The 14,971-nt window shown below is 68.9% G+C and carries 11 protein-coding genes; 8 read left to right on the forward strand and 3 right to left on the reverse strand.

The window, feature by feature from the left end; translation table 11 throughout:
• The first annotated feature begins 55 nt into the window (after positions 1-55).
• Positions 56-1,489, forward strand: coding sequence for an L-serine ammonia-lyase (locus tag ASF51_RS13400; RefSeq protein WP_055930498.1), 1,434 nt, complete (start codon positions 56-58; stop codon positions 1,487-1,489).
• Positions 1,490-1,496: 7 nt separating this feature from the next.
• On the opposite strand, the gene ASF51_RS13405 is transcribed toward ASF51_RS13400, so the two are convergent.
• Positions 1,497-2,066, reverse strand: a complete 570-nt coding sequence (locus tag ASF51_RS13405) for an MOSC domain-containing protein (protein ID WP_055930502.1) — start codon at positions 2,064-2,066, stop codon at positions 1,497-1,499.
• Positions 2,067-2,147: 81 nt separating this feature from the next.
• Between ASF51_RS13405 and ASF51_RS13410 the strand changes: the two genes are divergently transcribed.
• Complete coding sequence (locus tag ASF51_RS13410; RefSeq protein WP_162236962.1) at positions 2,148-2,525, forward strand: rhodanese-like domain-containing protein; 378 nt, start codon at positions 2,148-2,150, stop codon at positions 2,523-2,525.
• On the opposite strand, the gene ASF51_RS13415 is transcribed toward ASF51_RS13410, so the two are convergent.
• Positions 2,481-3,281, reverse strand: a complete 801-nt coding sequence (locus ASF51_RS13415) for a DeoR/GlpR family DNA-binding transcription regulator (RefSeq protein WP_055930507.1) — start codon at positions 3,279-3,281, stop codon at positions 2,481-2,483. The two genes, ASF51_RS13410 and ASF51_RS13415, sit on opposite strands and share 45 nt — an antisense overlap.
• A gap of 105 nt (positions 3,282-3,386) precedes the next feature.
• On the opposite strand from ASF51_RS13415, the gene galT reads away from it, so the two are divergent.
• The 6 genes from galT to ASF51_RS13445 all read left to right on the forward strand — a co-directional run bounded on the left by galT (position 3,387) and on the right by ASF51_RS13445 (position 13,137).
• A complete protein-coding gene (gene galT / locus ASF51_RS13420) occupies positions 3,387-4,508 on the forward strand; it encodes a galactose-1-phosphate uridylyltransferase (protein WP_055930510.1) in 1,122 nt (373 codons plus the stop codon).
• Complete coding sequence (galK, locus tag ASF51_RS13425; RefSeq protein WP_055930513.1) at positions 4,505-5,671, forward strand: galactokinase; 1,167 nt, start codon at positions 4,505-4,507, stop codon at positions 5,669-5,671. Before galT ends, galK begins: the two co-directional genes overlap by 4 nt.
• 107 nt (positions 5,672-5,778) lie before the next feature.
• Complete coding sequence (locus tag ASF51_RS13430; protein ID WP_055930516.1) at positions 5,779-8,841, forward strand: FtsX-like permease family protein; 3,063 nt, start codon at positions 5,779-5,781, stop codon at positions 8,839-8,841.
• A complete protein-coding gene (locus ASF51_RS13435; protein WP_055930518.1) occupies positions 8,838-11,516 on the forward strand; it encodes an FtsX-like permease family protein in 2,679 nt (892 codons plus the stop codon). Before ASF51_RS13430 ends, ASF51_RS13435 begins: the two co-directional genes overlap by 4 nt.
• Positions 11,513-12,412, forward strand: a complete 900-nt coding sequence (locus tag ASF51_RS13440) for an ABC transporter ATP-binding protein (RefSeq protein ID WP_055930522.1) — start codon at positions 11,513-11,515, stop codon at positions 12,410-12,412. The genes ASF51_RS13435 and ASF51_RS13440 overlap by 4 nt, the downstream gene beginning before the upstream one ends.
• Positions 12,409-13,137 (forward strand): ABC transporter ATP-binding protein, encoded by a 729-nt coding sequence (locus ASF51_RS13445; RefSeq protein ID WP_055930524.1) that lies wholly within the window; start codon positions 12,409-12,411, stop codon positions 13,135-13,137. Before ASF51_RS13440 ends, ASF51_RS13445 begins: the two co-directional genes overlap by 4 nt.
• Here ASF51_RS13445 and ASF51_RS13450 read toward each other — a convergent pair.
• Positions 13,105-14,964, reverse strand: a complete 1,860-nt coding sequence (locus ASF51_RS13450) for a thioredoxin domain-containing protein (protein ID WP_055930529.1) — start codon at positions 14,962-14,964, stop codon at positions 13,105-13,107. The two genes, ASF51_RS13445 and ASF51_RS13450, sit on opposite strands and share 33 nt — an antisense overlap.
• Positions 14,965-14,971: the final 7 nt, after the last annotated feature.

A 14,971-nucleotide genomic window follows, 5' to 3' on the forward strand; every position in this document is an offset into this window, starting at 1 on the left:
GCCAGGATGTTGCGCGACGGATGCTCGTGCGCCGGTCGAGCATTAGGGTCTGGATGTGACTGCTTACGTCTCCCTCTTCGACCTGTTCTCGGTGGGCATCGGCCCCTCGAGTTCGCACACCGTCGGCCCCATGCGCGCCGCACTCGATTTCGTCGACCGGCTCCGCGCATCCGGTTCTGTCGACGCCGTGCGCCGCGTGACCTGCTCGCTGTACGGCTCGCTGGGGGCCACCGGCCTCGGCCACGGCACGCCCGACGCCGTGGTCGCCGGGCTCATGGGCCTCGACCCGGAGACGTGCGATCCCACCCTCGTTCACGGCGCCTGGTCGGGACTTGTTCGCGGGTCGTCGACCGCGCTTCGCGATGCGGGCTTCCTCGAGCTCGCGTCGGGCGGCGACCGGCGGTCGATCGAGCTGGGCGGCACGCATCCGATCGCGTTCGAACAGTCCGACATCGCGTTCGAGCCGCACACCCGACTGCCCGCGCATCCGAACGCCCTCAGCCTCACGGCCTGGGGCGACTCCGACGCCCTGCCCGTGCTGAGCGAGACGTACTACTCGGTGGGCGGGGGGTTCATCCAGCGCGACGGCGACGACTCGTCGAGCATTCAGCTGGTGGAGCATCCCCTGTCGTTCGCGAGCGCCGACGCCCTGCTCGAGATCTGCGAATCGACAGGCCTCAGCATCGCCGAGGTGGCCTGGCGCATCGAATCCGAGTTGCACGGCGAAGAGGCCGTGCGGGCGCAGCTCGACCGCATCTGGAACGCCATGGAGGCGTGCATCGACGCCGGCCTGCACAACACCGGCACCCTCCCCGGAGGACTCGGCGTGCCCCGCCGGGCTGCGCGCCTGCGCGAGCGACTCGAACTCGAGCGCCTGACCGCCACGGGCGACCACGACACGTCGACCGAATGGCTGCACGCGTACGCGCTCGCCGTGAATGAGGAGAACGCGTCGGGCGGCCGGGTCGTCACGGCCCCCACGAACGGCGCCGCGGGCATCGTGCCCGCGGTCGGCCGCTACTACCTCGACTTCGTGCGCGGCGCCGACCGCGAGGGAATCCACCGCTACCTGCTGACGGCCACCGCCATCGGCTCGCTGTTCAAATCGAACGCGTCGATCTCGGGCGCCGAGGCCGGTTGCCAGGGCGAGGTCGGCTCGGCCTGCGCCATGGCGTGCGGTGCGCTCTGCGCGGTACTGGGAGGTACGCCACGCCAGGTCGAGAACGCGGCGGAGATCGCTATGGAGCACCACCTCGGACTGACGTGCGATCCTGTCGGCGGCCTGGTACAGGTTCCGTGCATCGAGCGCAACGCGATCGCCTCGTCGACCGCCGTGAGCGCGGCGCGGCTTGCCATGAACGGCGATGGCACCCATCTGGTGTCGCTCGACATGGTGATCGAGACGATGCGCCAGACCGGTGTCGACATGTCGACGAAGTACAAGGAGACGAGCGAGGGCGGGCTCGCCGTCAACGTGATCGAGTGCTGACGGCGGATTAGAAGAGCGTGGCGTCGCCGTCGTCGAGGCGGTGCGACGAGCGCAGCACTGCCGGTCCTCTGGCGAGTTCGCCGCTGCTCAGCGGTTCGCAGCGCAGCCCGCCTCTGCCGCGCAGCGCCTTGTGCGCACCCGGGGCGAGCATCACGTCCATCCACGCGCACGGGTTGGCCGGACGGTGCGCGTGGAACAGCACCGGCCCGGAGCCCGAGTCGAGAGAGAAGTCGGCTCCCCGAAGGCGGTCGACATCCACACCGCGAATCAGGATGTTGCGGCGCGTGTCGAGCGGGTCGAGTGCGTGGGCGAGACCCAGGGTTCGTTGCACGTGTTCGACCGATTCGACGGCCATGATCGTGACAGAGGCCGTGCGATGCGCCGCCTTGCCGAAATGGCGGTCGCCGACGATGCCGAGGTGCGCCCTCACGGTCACCCGCGCAAACTCTTCCGGACCGACCGCGGGCCTGGGCCCGTCTGACGGGCGACCCTCGTAGCGGTGGATGCTCGACGCCAGCAGGTGTTCGATGCTCACCCGGTACTCGAACTCGAGAGCGGTTCCGGATGCGTCCTCCACAGCACACAGGCTAGCCGAGGCTTTGTTACCCCCGCTTACAAGGGAGGCTGCGCTGTCGGTGGCCCGGGTTAGCGTATGCGTGTGAACACCGTTACCCCGCTCGCGCCCGGGCCCTACCTCGCGTCGCCCTCCGTGTCGACCCAATGGCTCGCCGACCACCTCGGGGCCGACAACCTGGCCATCGTCGAGGCCGCGAATCGGGTCCGGCTCCGCTCACTCCAGCTCGACGTCGCCGCCACCACGGTCGTCGTCTACGACGCGAGCGACGGGCTGTGCGCGCAGGAGTCGGCACGGTCGCTCCGCGAGGCCGGCTACGAACGCGTCGCGATCCTCACCGGCGGCCGCGCACGCTGGCTCCTCGAAGAGCGACCGGGCGACCTCGACTCCCTGGCGCATCGCGGCGGCAGGCCGCCTCTATACCCGGGTCACGTCGAGCCCCGCCTCGCGCAGCTCGGCTAGCGGCTTCGCGCGGGCCGAACCGCCCGTGATAACCCCGTCGACCTGCGACACCTCGGCCACGCGGCCCAGATGCACCTGGCCGATCTTCGACCCGTCGGCCAGAACGATCCTGCGGGTCGCGGCCCCGAGCATCCGTCTCTTCACCTCTGCCTCGGGCAGGTTGATGTTCGTGATGCCCCGCTCGGCATCGACGCCGTTGCATCCGATGAAGGCGATGTCGGCGTGCAATGTGTCGAAGAGGCTGTCGGCCAGCGGATTGACCAGGGAATGCTGCAGTGCCCTGAGCGTGCCCCCCGTCACGATCACGGTGAAACGGGGCAGCGCCCGCTCGAGCTCGAGGGCGATCTTCAGGCCGTTCGTGATCACGACCACGTCGTGCAGCTCACTGCGTTCGACCAGCGCTCGCGCGAGCGCCGCGGCCGTCGTTCCGACGTCGACGATCACGGAGTCTCCCGCCGACACCAGCGACGCGGCGTGGCGCGCGATGCTCAGCTTCTCCTGCCGCTGCGAGCCGAGCGCTTCTTCGAAAGCGGGCTCCGTGCGCCTCGGCGAGGCGGCCGTTACGGCGCCCCCGTGCACCCGAGCGAGGTCGCCCGACGCCTCGAGCGCGTCGAGATCGGATCTGACGGTGACCTCGGAGACGCCGAACGATGCGCTCAGCTCGGTGACCCGCACGAAACCGCCGGCCGACAGCAGGTCGAGAATGCGCGTGCGTCGAACGGCGGCGGGCGCGCTTGCGAATTCGTGGTCGACCATGGTCTGACTTTCGTTTATTTGCGATTGCTTGTCAATTCTTGCCGTGCCATACTTTCGCATGTTCTGATCTCGAGCGCGCCCCGCGCTCCCACCGAAGGGTTCGCCATGTCCGCCATCGTTGTTCGCGAGACCGTGCTCGCAGACGGGCGCCAGCTCATCTATTTCGACGACGCCGACACGACGCTCCCTCCCGAGCGCCGGCCCGACGAGCGGATTCTCGACCCTCGCCCCGTCACCGCGACCATGAGGCAGGATGTGCTCACCGGCGAGTGGGTCTCGATCGCCGCGGCCCGCCAGAACCGGGTCTTCCTGCCGTCGAACGACGCCGATCCGCTCGCGCCGGCGACCCCCACGAACCCCTCCGAGACTCCCGACAACTACGACGTGGCCGTCTTCGAGAACCGCTCCCCCTCGTTCGGTCCTCTGCTGATCGACGACAACGCCCCCCGCGGCCTGGAGGACCTCGCCGAGCTGGGACTCGAGCGCACCCGCACGTCGGTGGGCCGCTGCGAGGTCGTCTGCTTCAGCCCCGCGCACACCGGATCGTTCGCCTCGCAGACGCCGTCTCGTGCCCGCACGATCGTCGAGGCGTGGGCGCAGCGCACGGCGGCCCTGAGCGCGATGCCCTCGATCGAGCAGGTCTTCCCGTTCGAGAACCGTGGCGCCGAGATCGGCGTCACCCTCAACCACCCCCACGGCCAGATCTACGCGTATCCCTACGTCACGCCCCGCACGACGAAGCTCCTCGACTCGATCGACCGCTTCGGGCCGGACATGTTCGCTCAGATCCTCGAGCGCGAGCAGTCCTCGGAACGCGTTCTCCTCCGCGGCGAGCACTTCACGGCGTTCGTGCCGTTCGCGGCACGCTGGCCCATCGAGGTGCATATGCTCCCGCACCGCCACATCCCCGATCTGGCGGCGACGACCGCCGAGGAGCGCGACGAGCTGGCCGTGCTCTATCTGCGACTACTGCGTGGCATCGACGCGCTCTACGACACCCCCACCCCCTACATCGCCGCCTGGCACCAGGCCCCTGTGAACCGTGGCCGCGATGACGTGAGGCTCATGCTTCAGGTCACCTCGCCCCGCCGCGCAGCGAACCGCCTCAAGTTCCTCGCCGGATCCGAGGCCGCCATGGGCGCCTTCATCGGCGATGTGCCCCCCGAGACATCCGCGGCGCTCGTGCGCGGCGCGATCGCCCGCGCAGACCTGGAGAACCCCGTATGAACCACGACGATTTCACTTCGCAGGCGGCGGCCGACTTCCTCGACCGCTTCGGCCGTGCAGCCGACGGAGTCTGGTCGGCACCCGGCCGTGTCAACCTCATCGGCGAGCACACCGACTACAACGAGGGCTTCGTGCTTCCCTTCGCCATCGATCGACGCACGTGGGCTGCGGTCGGACTGCGCGACGACAACACCGCGCGGGTCACGAGCACGTTCAGCGAAGACGAGGTCGAGGTCGAGCTCGCACAGGTGAGCCCAGAGATCCTCGACGGCTGGTCGGCCTACCCGCTGGGCATCGCCTGGGCCCTCGGAGAGAACGGCATCGACCTCGCCGGCCAGGCAGGATTCGACGTGCACATCTCCTCCGACGTTCCCGTCGGCGCGGGGCTGTCGTCGTCTGCGGCCATCGAGTGCGCCGTCGCGATCGCCCTCGACGAGCGCTGGCAGCTCGAACTCGACAGGCCGACGCTCGCACGCGTCGGGCAGCTGGCCGAGAACAAGGCCGTGGGCGCTCCCACGGGCATCATGGATCAGTCGGCGTCGCTCCTCGGGCGACGCGACTCCGCAGTCTTCCTCGATTGCCGCTCGCTCCGCTCCGAGATCGTCGACCTCGGCTTCCAGGCCGCCGGGCTCGAGATCGTGATCATCGATACCAAGGTGAGCCACGCTCACGCGACGGGCGGCTACGCGGCGAGACGCGCATCCTGTGAGGCCGGCGCCGCCGCCCTCGGCGTCGAAAGCCTCCGCGACGTCGGCGTGGCCGATCTCGATCGCGCTCGCGAGGTCATGGACGACGAGACCTTCCGCCGCGTTCGCCACATCGTCACCGAGAACGCTCGCGTGCTCGCCACCGTGCGGGCCCTGCGTGAGAGCGGCCCCCTGGCCATCGGCGAGATCCTCGACGCCTCGCACGTGTCGATGCGCGACGACTTCGAGATCTCGGTTCCCGAGCTCGACCTCGCCGTCGTCGCGGCTCGCGCTGCCGGTGCCATCGGCGCCCGCATGACCGGCGGAGGCTTCGGCGGAGCCGCGATCGCACTCACCCCGTCGCACCTGGTCGCCGAGGTCACGTCGCAGGTCGCCGCGGCTTTCGCCGAGGCCGGATACAGGGCCCCGGAGATCTTCACGGTCACGCCCTCGGACGGGGCGAAGCGGGAGCTCTAGTCGTCCGTTCCACTGAGGGTCACACCCGCCAGCTCGGAACCTACCCATAGACTCGAACGGCGCTCACGTAAAGAGGCGGGCGCCACACGGTGGGAGTTGTTGGTTTAGTGACGAGACTTCGTGAGAGCGCTCCCATCCTGGGGGCGATCCTCGTTGTCGTGGCTCTCGTCTGCGCTTTCTCGGTTGCGACATCCGCATACCTCGATCGGCAGGCCACAACCGGTCTCCGTGCCGAGCTCTCCGCTCAGACGGGTGAAGACCTCGCCCTTCGCGCGTCCCTCGACATCGCCGACGACGCCGATCAGCAGGATGCCGAAGTCAGGCGCGCGATCGCGAAAACGTTCGATCGCGTCGAGGTCGAGTTCGAGACCACTCGAACGCTGGAAGCCGGCGCCATCTATTCGACGAGCGACCGGTCGGGTCCGGCCGAGGCACTCACCGTTCCCGATCTCGCGTCTCGCGCCGCCTTCGATACGGGAGCCGCACCCGTCGGCGTTGACGAAGTGGCAGTACAGGCGGATGCCGCGGCCGCTCTCGGCCTGCACCTCGGTGACGAGGTCATTCTCAATCGCGCACCCTTCACCGTCTCCGGCACATGGCGCGCCCTCGACGCCCTCGACCCGCGCTGGTACGGCGATGAGTCGGTCGAGACGGGTGGATCATCGGACCGGTTGGGCCCGTTCGTCATCACCGAAGACGCGTGGACCCGCTTCGACCTTCCGCCGAAAGCGGTGTGGACGGTGGTGCCCGCCTCGATCGACGACTTCACCTCGATCAACGGCAGTTCTGTGAGTGCGGCGTGGGACACGGTGGAACGGGCCTGGCGCGGCGAGGTTTCGGGGTTCGATTCACTGCAGGTCCAGCGCCAGCTCGCCCGCACGCTCGATGATTTCGATGACCGTGTCGAGGGGTTGAAGGCCATCGAGCCTGCTGCCGCGGTGCTGGTTGCGGGCAGCGCACTGGTCGCGCTGTGGCAGCTCGTGCAACTTCTGGTCGCCGCACGCGAACGGGAGACTCTGCTGTTCTGGGCCCGGGGCCGGTCGACGACCGCGATCGCCTCGCGCGTGACCGGCGAGGTTGCCGTCACCGCCCTGCTGGGCGCGGTGGTCGGCGTCTCCGCCGTCGCACTCGGCCTGTTCGCGGTCTCTGAGGCAGGTCAGGGCACTCTCGTTCGACCCAGCGCTTTCGCCGTTCCGGCCGTGGTGCTGATCGGTGCAATCGTGATCGCCGCAGTGTCCTCCTACCGGTCGGCCACGAGCGTGACGCAGTCGACACAGGGCGGCCGCGGCGGCACCAGGGCCCGCCGCGCGGCACTTCCCGGCGCGGTCCTCCTCGTCGCCATCGCGGCAGCGCTCTCGGTCTGGCAACTACGGCGATACGGGTCGCCGCTCACGCCCGACGCGGAGGGGACATCGAGCATCGATCCCATCGTGGTCATCGCCCCGGCCGTCGCTCTCATCGCGGTCGTGCTCATAGCGCTGGCCGCCTTTCCCGCTGTCGTCGGGCTGTACGCGAGACGCACCCGGAACTCCGGCGTGGGCACTCACCTCGCCGCTCGCACGCTCGCGCGCCAGACGACGCGCATCGCAGCCCCTCTGGTCATCGTCGCCCTGGCGGTCGGGGCCGCCACAGTGGCGGCGACCTTCTCCGCCACGTGGGCGCATCTCTACGCCCAGAACGCCGCGCTTCATTCGGGTGCAGACGTGCGCATCTCGTCGCCGCTGGCACCGCTCTCGGCCGAGCAACGCGACACGGTGGCCGGAACGAAGAACATTACCGACGTCGTCCCGGTCGACGTGCAGACTCTCTCGGTCGGCACGGTGACGGGATCGGTGGTTGCCGCAACCCCCGATGCCCTGCGACAGGGTGCAGACGACGCGGGTGGAATCTTCTCCCCCGACGATGCGGCAGACGCCATCCACGTAGATGACCCGGGACCGATCATTCCCGTCGGTGCCACGAGCCTGACACTCCGAGTCGAGGCGCGCCACTTCGACGAGTCACCCGCCGTGAGCGCCTGGATCGCCGATTCGCTCGGCAGCCTGCGCAGGGTGGTGTTCGAGAGCCCGACGATCGACGCGGATGGCGTGCTCGCCTATACGGTCGTTCTGATCGACGGTGCCGACACTGCCCCGGGGTCACTCGTCTCGCTCGACATCTCGTTCGCCAACCAATCGTTCGATGCGGTTCGGCCGAGTTTTCGCGTCAAGAGCCTCGACGCCCAGGTCGACGGTGCAGCCGAGGCTGTCGAGCTCGGCCAGTTCTGGCTGATCGACACGCTGAGCGAGTTCTCGATTCCTCCTGAGAGCACGACCACCGGCGATGGTTTCGTGCTGGATTCGCCGCTGCCCTCCCTGCGGATGACGGTGTCCAGCGACGGCACCGCGAGCGACTACCTGCGTCCCCCGATCGTCGTCTCCGAGCCGCTCGCGCGATCCCTCGACCTGCAGATCGGCGACACCATCGCGCTCAGCCTGCGCGATGCCGTCGGCGACGCCAACGCCGTGGTCACGGCAATCGTGCCGGCGATCCCTGCCGCCGACAGCGATAATGCAGCGCTCATCGACCTGTCGGTGATCAACCATCTTCACCAACGGGTCAGCAGCGCTCCGGCCGAATCCACCGATCTGTGGGTCACGACCGCCAGGCAGCAGCAGGTGCGCGACTCCGTGCGCGGCGTCGTACCCGCGAACGCCCATATCGGACTGCGCGATGACCCGGAGGCTCGCCAGGTGTTGGGCGCCGCGGCGATCGCCTTCTGGGCCGCCGCCTCAGCCTGCTTGCTGTTCGCCTTCATCGCGGTGGGTTCGGCGTCGAGTTCGCGGCTTCGCTGGGGCCGCGCCGATATCGCGGCGCTTCGCGCACTCGGAATGCGGGCGGGTGAACAGTCGGCGGTGCTCGTGCGAGAGCTGGTGCTTGTGCTCGTCGTGGCCGTTCTCGCCGGAGTTGCCGCCGGAGCGCTCGTCAGCGTGCTGACGGTGCCACAACTCGCGCGCGCCGCCGTCGACCGCGGATATCTGTCGTCCACCGCGACTCTCGCGGTGGACTGGCCCGGGCTCCTCCTGCTGCTGGGCGCGCTCGTCGTGGGAGTCGCAGTCGTTCTCATAGACCTGAGCAGACGTGTCCGATATCTGGCATCGCGGCTCCTGCCGAGTGAGGGGCACGAGTGAACGACGTCTCCTCACCCGCGCGCCTGCTCGTCGATCACCTGCGAGCCGGACTCCGGGCATCCCTTCTCGTCGCTGTTCTTGTCGCGGCGACGGTCTTGGTCTCCGCAGCGGTGCCGAGGGCGTTCGCCGCGGTCGCAACCGCGGAACTGAGCTTCGAACTCGGCCAGGAGAAGCCCGCTCGCCTCGACCTGAGCGGCGAAGGACGTATCGGCCTGCCCCCGTCAGATGAGGGAGCGACGGCCGAGAGCATGCTCGGCGAGACGGACAGCGTGATCGACGAGCTTCCGTCGACGCTGCCGCATCCGCTGGCCGATGGTGCCGGAGCCGCTGTCTGGCTGGTCAAGAGCACAACGGGCGCGAGCTCGAGCAAGGCCGACGACAGCGTGGACCTCTCGCTGCGGCTCGCCGTAGACCTGGGGGTCGACAAGCGACTGCGGTACGTCGCGGGCGAGGCCCCGCTTGCCTGGACACTCGACCAGAACGCCTCCGCAGAACAGAATCCCATCGAGATAGCCATCTCGCAGAAGTCGGCGACGGAGATGAAAGTCGGGGTCGGAGACATCCTGCCGTATTCACCGGCCGCCCTGAGAATCGCGGGGATCTACGAACCCACCGATCCCGACGATGCGTACTGGAGCCACGCCTACGACCTCGAACACCCGTTGGTCATCCGCGAGACCGGCAAACCCCCGACGATTCAGGCGTCGGTCTACGTCGCGCCAGACTCGATAGCCGCACTGCGCGAATCGTTCGCCGCAGGTGTCCTCCTTGCCTGGATCCCCATCGACGCGACCGCGTATTCCTTCGCAGACAGGGAACAGTTGGCGACGCAGATCCGCAACCTCACGGCGACACCGGTGTCGCTTCGTGAACCCGGCGCTCTCACCCTCACGTCCTCGTTCACCGACGTGATCGAGAGTACGGCGCTGAAGGTCGCTGCGATGGTCGCCCTCGTCGCGCTGTCGGTATCCGGTCTTCTCGGCGTTCTCCTGGCGACGTACGCCCTGTGTGTTCAGACCCTCGTACGCCGTCGGCGCTTCGCGCTCAGCCTCGCATCGGCCCGGGGCGCCTCGCTCGGTCAGCTGCGCGGGGTGATGGCCATCGAGGCCGCGGTGATCTCGCTTCCCGGGTCGATCGCGGCGATGGTGGTCGCCGCGATCGTTTTGCCGGAGCGGGTCGGGCTCGATGGATTGCTCGCGCCGGTGGCCCTCGCTCTCAGCCCGATCGTGCTCGCAGCGGTCCTGGTCTCGCCCGCCGGCCTGCGCGACTCGCGCCACGACATCTCGGTGCGCTCGACATCGCGCATCCGGTGGGTTCTCGAAGCGGCGCTCGCGGGGGCCGCCGTCGTCGCGCTGGTGCTCCTGCAGCGTCGCGGACTCGTCCCGTCGAGTGACGTCTTCGGCGTCGATCCGCTGCTCGCCGCAACCCCGCTGCTCCTGGCCGTGTCCGTCGGACTTCTGGGGCTGCGAGTGTTCCCCATTCCCCTGCGCGCGGTGCGCGCGGTTGTTCGCGGGAGGCTGGCGCCGGTGGCCGAGGTGGGTTCGGCCCGCGCCATCCGCGAGCCGGCCGTCGGTGCGATCGCGGCGCTCGCTCTCGTCGTCGGCGTATCCATGGTGTTGTTCTCGACGATCATGATCAGCACCGTCGACGCCAGCCAGCGGCGCGCGGCGGCCGAGATCGTGGGCGCCGACGCACGCGTCGACGCCCACGATCTTCCCGGCACACTGCTCGACGAGATCCGCGAACTGCCGGAGGTCGACGCTGTCGCGGCGCTGACGGTGCAGGAGAACCTGGCTCTGACAGACGAGGCGGGCACCACCCGCGTCGACGTCGTGCTCGTCGACCCGGCCGCGCTCGCCGCGGTGCGAGGCGACCTTCCCGAGCTCGGGTCATCGACCCGGTCGCCGCGGCCCGTCCTGGTCTCCCAATCGTTGGCCGACCTTCTGCGGGGCACGACGGTGCGGCTGGGAGATGTCCCCGTGAAGCCCGCGGGCGTCGTCTCCGACACCGCGATCCCCGGGATGCCCGACACCTGGCTGATCATCGACGACGACGCGGCCGCCGAACTCGGCGTGGACGAGCAGGGACCGAGCAGCGTTCTCATCGATCTTGCGCAGGATTACGGCCCGGCCAGCATCGACGCGATTAGGAGCGCCGTGCTGAGTGCCCAGCCCGACCGGTTCGTCGAGTCCGCAGGCATTTACGATGTGCGCTCCGAACTCCTCCAGCGAAGGACTGCGCCTACCACCGCGGCGATAGAGGCATCTCTTGTGCTCACGGCGGGGGCGACACTCGTCTTCACGGTGCTCATCATCGCGCTCGCAGCCATGGCATCGGCGGCCTCCCGAAACCGGGTGGTGGCCGTGATGAGAATCATCGGCATGACGCCGCGACAGGTTCGCGCCCTCGTGGCGTGGGAGTTCGGGCCTGTCGCGCTCGCGGCTCTTCTGCTGGGCTCGGCCCTCGGAGTAGCTCTGCCCTACCTCGTGACGGCGGTGCTCGACCTTCGCGGATTCATCGGCGGCACGACACTGCCCACGCCGACGCTCGATCCGCTCTGGATCGCCGGAGCTGTGGGCATCTACACGGTGACGATCGTGGTCGCCGTTCTCGTCGCGGCGGCACTGGGAAGACGGTTCGCCCCCGCATCAACCCTCAAGATGGGAGAGTCATGACGCTTCAGATCGAGTGTTCAGACCTGGTCAAGATCTTCTCGACAGAGGAGGTGGAGGTGCAGGCGCTGCAGGGTCTGACACTGCGGGTCGACCGAGGCGAGTTGATCGCGATCGTCGGCGCTTCGGGCTCGGGCAAGTCCACACTGCTCGCCATCCTCACCGGCCTCGAGATCCCCACGGCGGGCAGGGCGATCGTGGCCGGCCACGACCTCCTCGCCATGTCGTCGGCACAGCGAACTCAGTACCGACGACACACCGTCGGCTTCGTCTGGCAGCAGACCTCCCGCAACCTCCTGCCGTACTACACGGCGCGCCAGAACATCGCGATGCCGCTCGCGCTCGCGGGCGTGCCCCGGGCACAGCGCAAGGGCCGTACCGAAGAGCTCATAGAACTCCTCGGCATGGGCGATTTCGCGGGGCGCCGGCCCGCACAGCTCTCGGGAGGCCAGCAGCAGCGCGCATCCATCGCGGTGGCGCTCGCGAACGACCCCGAAGTGCTCTTCGCCGACGAGCCGACCGGCGAACTCGACGAAGTCAACTCACAGCTCGTACTCGATGCCCTAGGCGCGGTGAACCGCGAGCTCGGAGTCACCGTTCTCATCGTGACGCACGACGAGGAGGTGTCGACGAAGGTGCGCCGCACTGTGCAGATCCGCGACGGCCGCCTCTCGACCGAAGTGCATCGCAGCACCGAGACCGATGAGCTCGGCCAAGAGCAGCACAGGTCGCAGGAATTCGTTGTGCTCGACCGGGTGGGGCGCCTCCAGCTCCCGCAGGAGTATGTGCGCAGTCTCGGACTCAGCGGGCTTGTTCGAGTGGAACTGGCGGATGACCACGCGCAGGTGCATCCCTCCGAACAGCCGACAGCGGCCGAAGCGAAGGAAGACGATCGATGAGCGACGACGTGGTGCTGCGAGCCGAAGGTCTGACCCGCACCTACGGCAGTGGAGCAACGGAGGTCCGGGCGCTCGTCGACGCGACGCTCGAGGTTCGCGCAGGTGAACTCGTGATGCTGCGGGGGCCGTCGGGTTCGGGCAAGACCACCCTGCTCAACCTTCTCGGCGGGCTCGACGCTCCCACCGCGGGCGTGGTGTCGCTGGGCGAGCGACAGGTGACCGGGGCGAGCGATCGCGATCTCGTCGATCTGAGACGGCGGGAGATCGGCTACATCTTTCAGACGTTTGCGCTGCTCTCTGCGCTCACCGCGGCGGAGAACGTCGAGCTGCCGATGCGGCTCGTCGGGGTCGCCGCGGGGGAACGCGCCGCACGGGTCGACGAACTGTTGTCGGTGGTCGGGTTGGCCGAGCACGCACAGCAACGGCCGGACGAACTCTCCGGCGGCCAGCAGCAGCGGCTGGGAATCGCACGAGCCCTCGCCAACAACCCCCGGCTGATCATCGCTGACGAGCCCACCGGGCAGCTCGACAGCGTCAACGCGGAGGCGATGATGTCGTTGATCTCGGCCCTCGTGCACGAGCGCGATGTCGCGGCGGTCGTGTCGACTCACGACCCGCGGATGGCGGCACACGCCGACCGCATTCTCGAGATCCGCGACGGCCACCTCGTAAGACGACGCGGACGCCACTCGCTACCCCTCGGCGTTGCCGAACGCGAGCTGTAGCCCCTCGGCGTCGGTCACCGGCAGCCTGCACACGAAGTCGGTGCACAGGTAACCGGTGTGCAGCCCGGACTGCGTCGTGCGCCCTTCGAGCAGGGCGAACCCCGCGTCCGCCCACGCGCGCGCCTCGGCGTCGGTCACGACGACCGTCGGCGACCAGGCGTGAGACCGGGCTGCGTCGACGAGGTCATCGGATGCCTCGTGGCCGGTTTCCGGCAGCACGATCACCAGTTGCTCGCTCGGCTCGATCAGCCTCTGCACGAGCTCGAGCGTGGCGCCGTAGCCGATGGGGCGCTGGAACGCCTCCTCGGCGACCGAGCCGATCGCCCCCGACACCGCGTCGCGGTAACGGCCGTCTCCCGTGAGGTCGAACAGGGTGAGGGCCGCATCGCACACCGCGCTGGTGCCCGAGGGGTACGCGCCCTCCGAGGTGTCGGCGACGGCCGCGATGTTCTGCGCCGAGAGCACGGAGTCCCGACCTCCCGGAGCGACGAAGCCCGCGTCGAGCACCGCATCGACGAGCCGACGCGCTCCGACCGCGTAGTCGACCCGGCCGGTCACCGTTCCGAGCGCCAGCAGTGCGCCGGCGAACGCGCCGTAGTCCTCGAGCGTCGCGGCCGCATCCGACCGCCGCCCACCGATGGATGTGCGCACGAGCGCGCCGCCCGGTTCGAGGTGCGACTCGAGCAGGTAGTCGGCGGCTCGCGCCGCGGCTGCGATCCACTCGGGCCTGTCGAGAGCGAAGCCCGCCCGCGCGAGGACGGCGATGGCGAATCCGTTCCAGCCGGTGAGGATCTTGGCGTCGACGGCCGGAGGCGTCTCGAGAGCCCGACCCGCGGCATCCAGCGCGTAGTAGCCGCCCTCGCTGCGCGATCCGGCAACGGTACTCTCGGAATCTTGAGCCGAGCCGAATCCGCCCTCCGGCTGCTGCAGCACGGAGGTGAGGAACGACGCGATTCCCTCGGCTGTCTCACGGGCCTCCGAGGCCGCAGGATCCGGGCTCGACCCGAGTCTCGCGTAGTCGTCGAGCAGCAGCGCATTGTCGTAGAGCATGCGCTCGTAATGAGGGTCGCTCCAGTCGCGATTGACGCTGTAGCGGAAGAAGCCGCCCTCGACCACGTCGCGCAGCGGCGAGCGACTCATGGCGAGCAGTGTGCGCGCGGCAAGCGGGCTGCCTCGGCGAAGAAGCATCGACAGCACGGGGGCGACGGGGAACTTCGGTGCGCCCCCGAAGCCGCCGTGCTGGGTGTCCTCATAGCCCTCGAGCTCGCGCTCGACCGCTCTGAGCCGAGCCTCGGCGTCGGAGGGGATCGCGCCCTGCGGCGTGGCAGCGGCCGCCTGCGTCAGCGCATCCGAGATCGCCGCTGCGGTCAGATCGACTTGGTCACGTCTCGCCTGCCAGGCGTCGTCGACGGCGTCGAGAACCTGGCTGAACGACGGGTGACCCTGAACGGGCACCGGCGGAGAGTAGGTGCCCGCGAAGAACGCCTTGCCCTGCGGGGTCACGAACACGTTCAGCGGCCAGCCGAGGCCCTGCGTGAAGGCGCCGGCCGCCGCGAGGTACACCGAGTCGACCTCGGGATGCTCCTCGCGGTCGACCTTGATCGCCACGAAGCGGGAGTTCAGCTGCTGCGCCAGCTGCGGGTCGGAGAACGACTCGCGCGCCATGACGTGGCACCAGTGGCAGGTCGAGTATCCGATCGAGACGAGAACGGGAACGTCTCGCCGCGCCGCCTCCTCGAAGGCCTCCTCGCCCCACGGAAACCAGTCCACCGGGTTGTCGGCGTGCGAGCGGAGGTAGGGACTGATCGCGTCGTGGAGCCTGTTCACGGTGTCG

It is taken from the genome of Agreia sp. Leaf283, assembly GCF_001422485.1.
GTDB lineage: Bacteria > Actinomycetota > Actinomycetes > Actinomycetales > Microbacteriaceae > Agreia.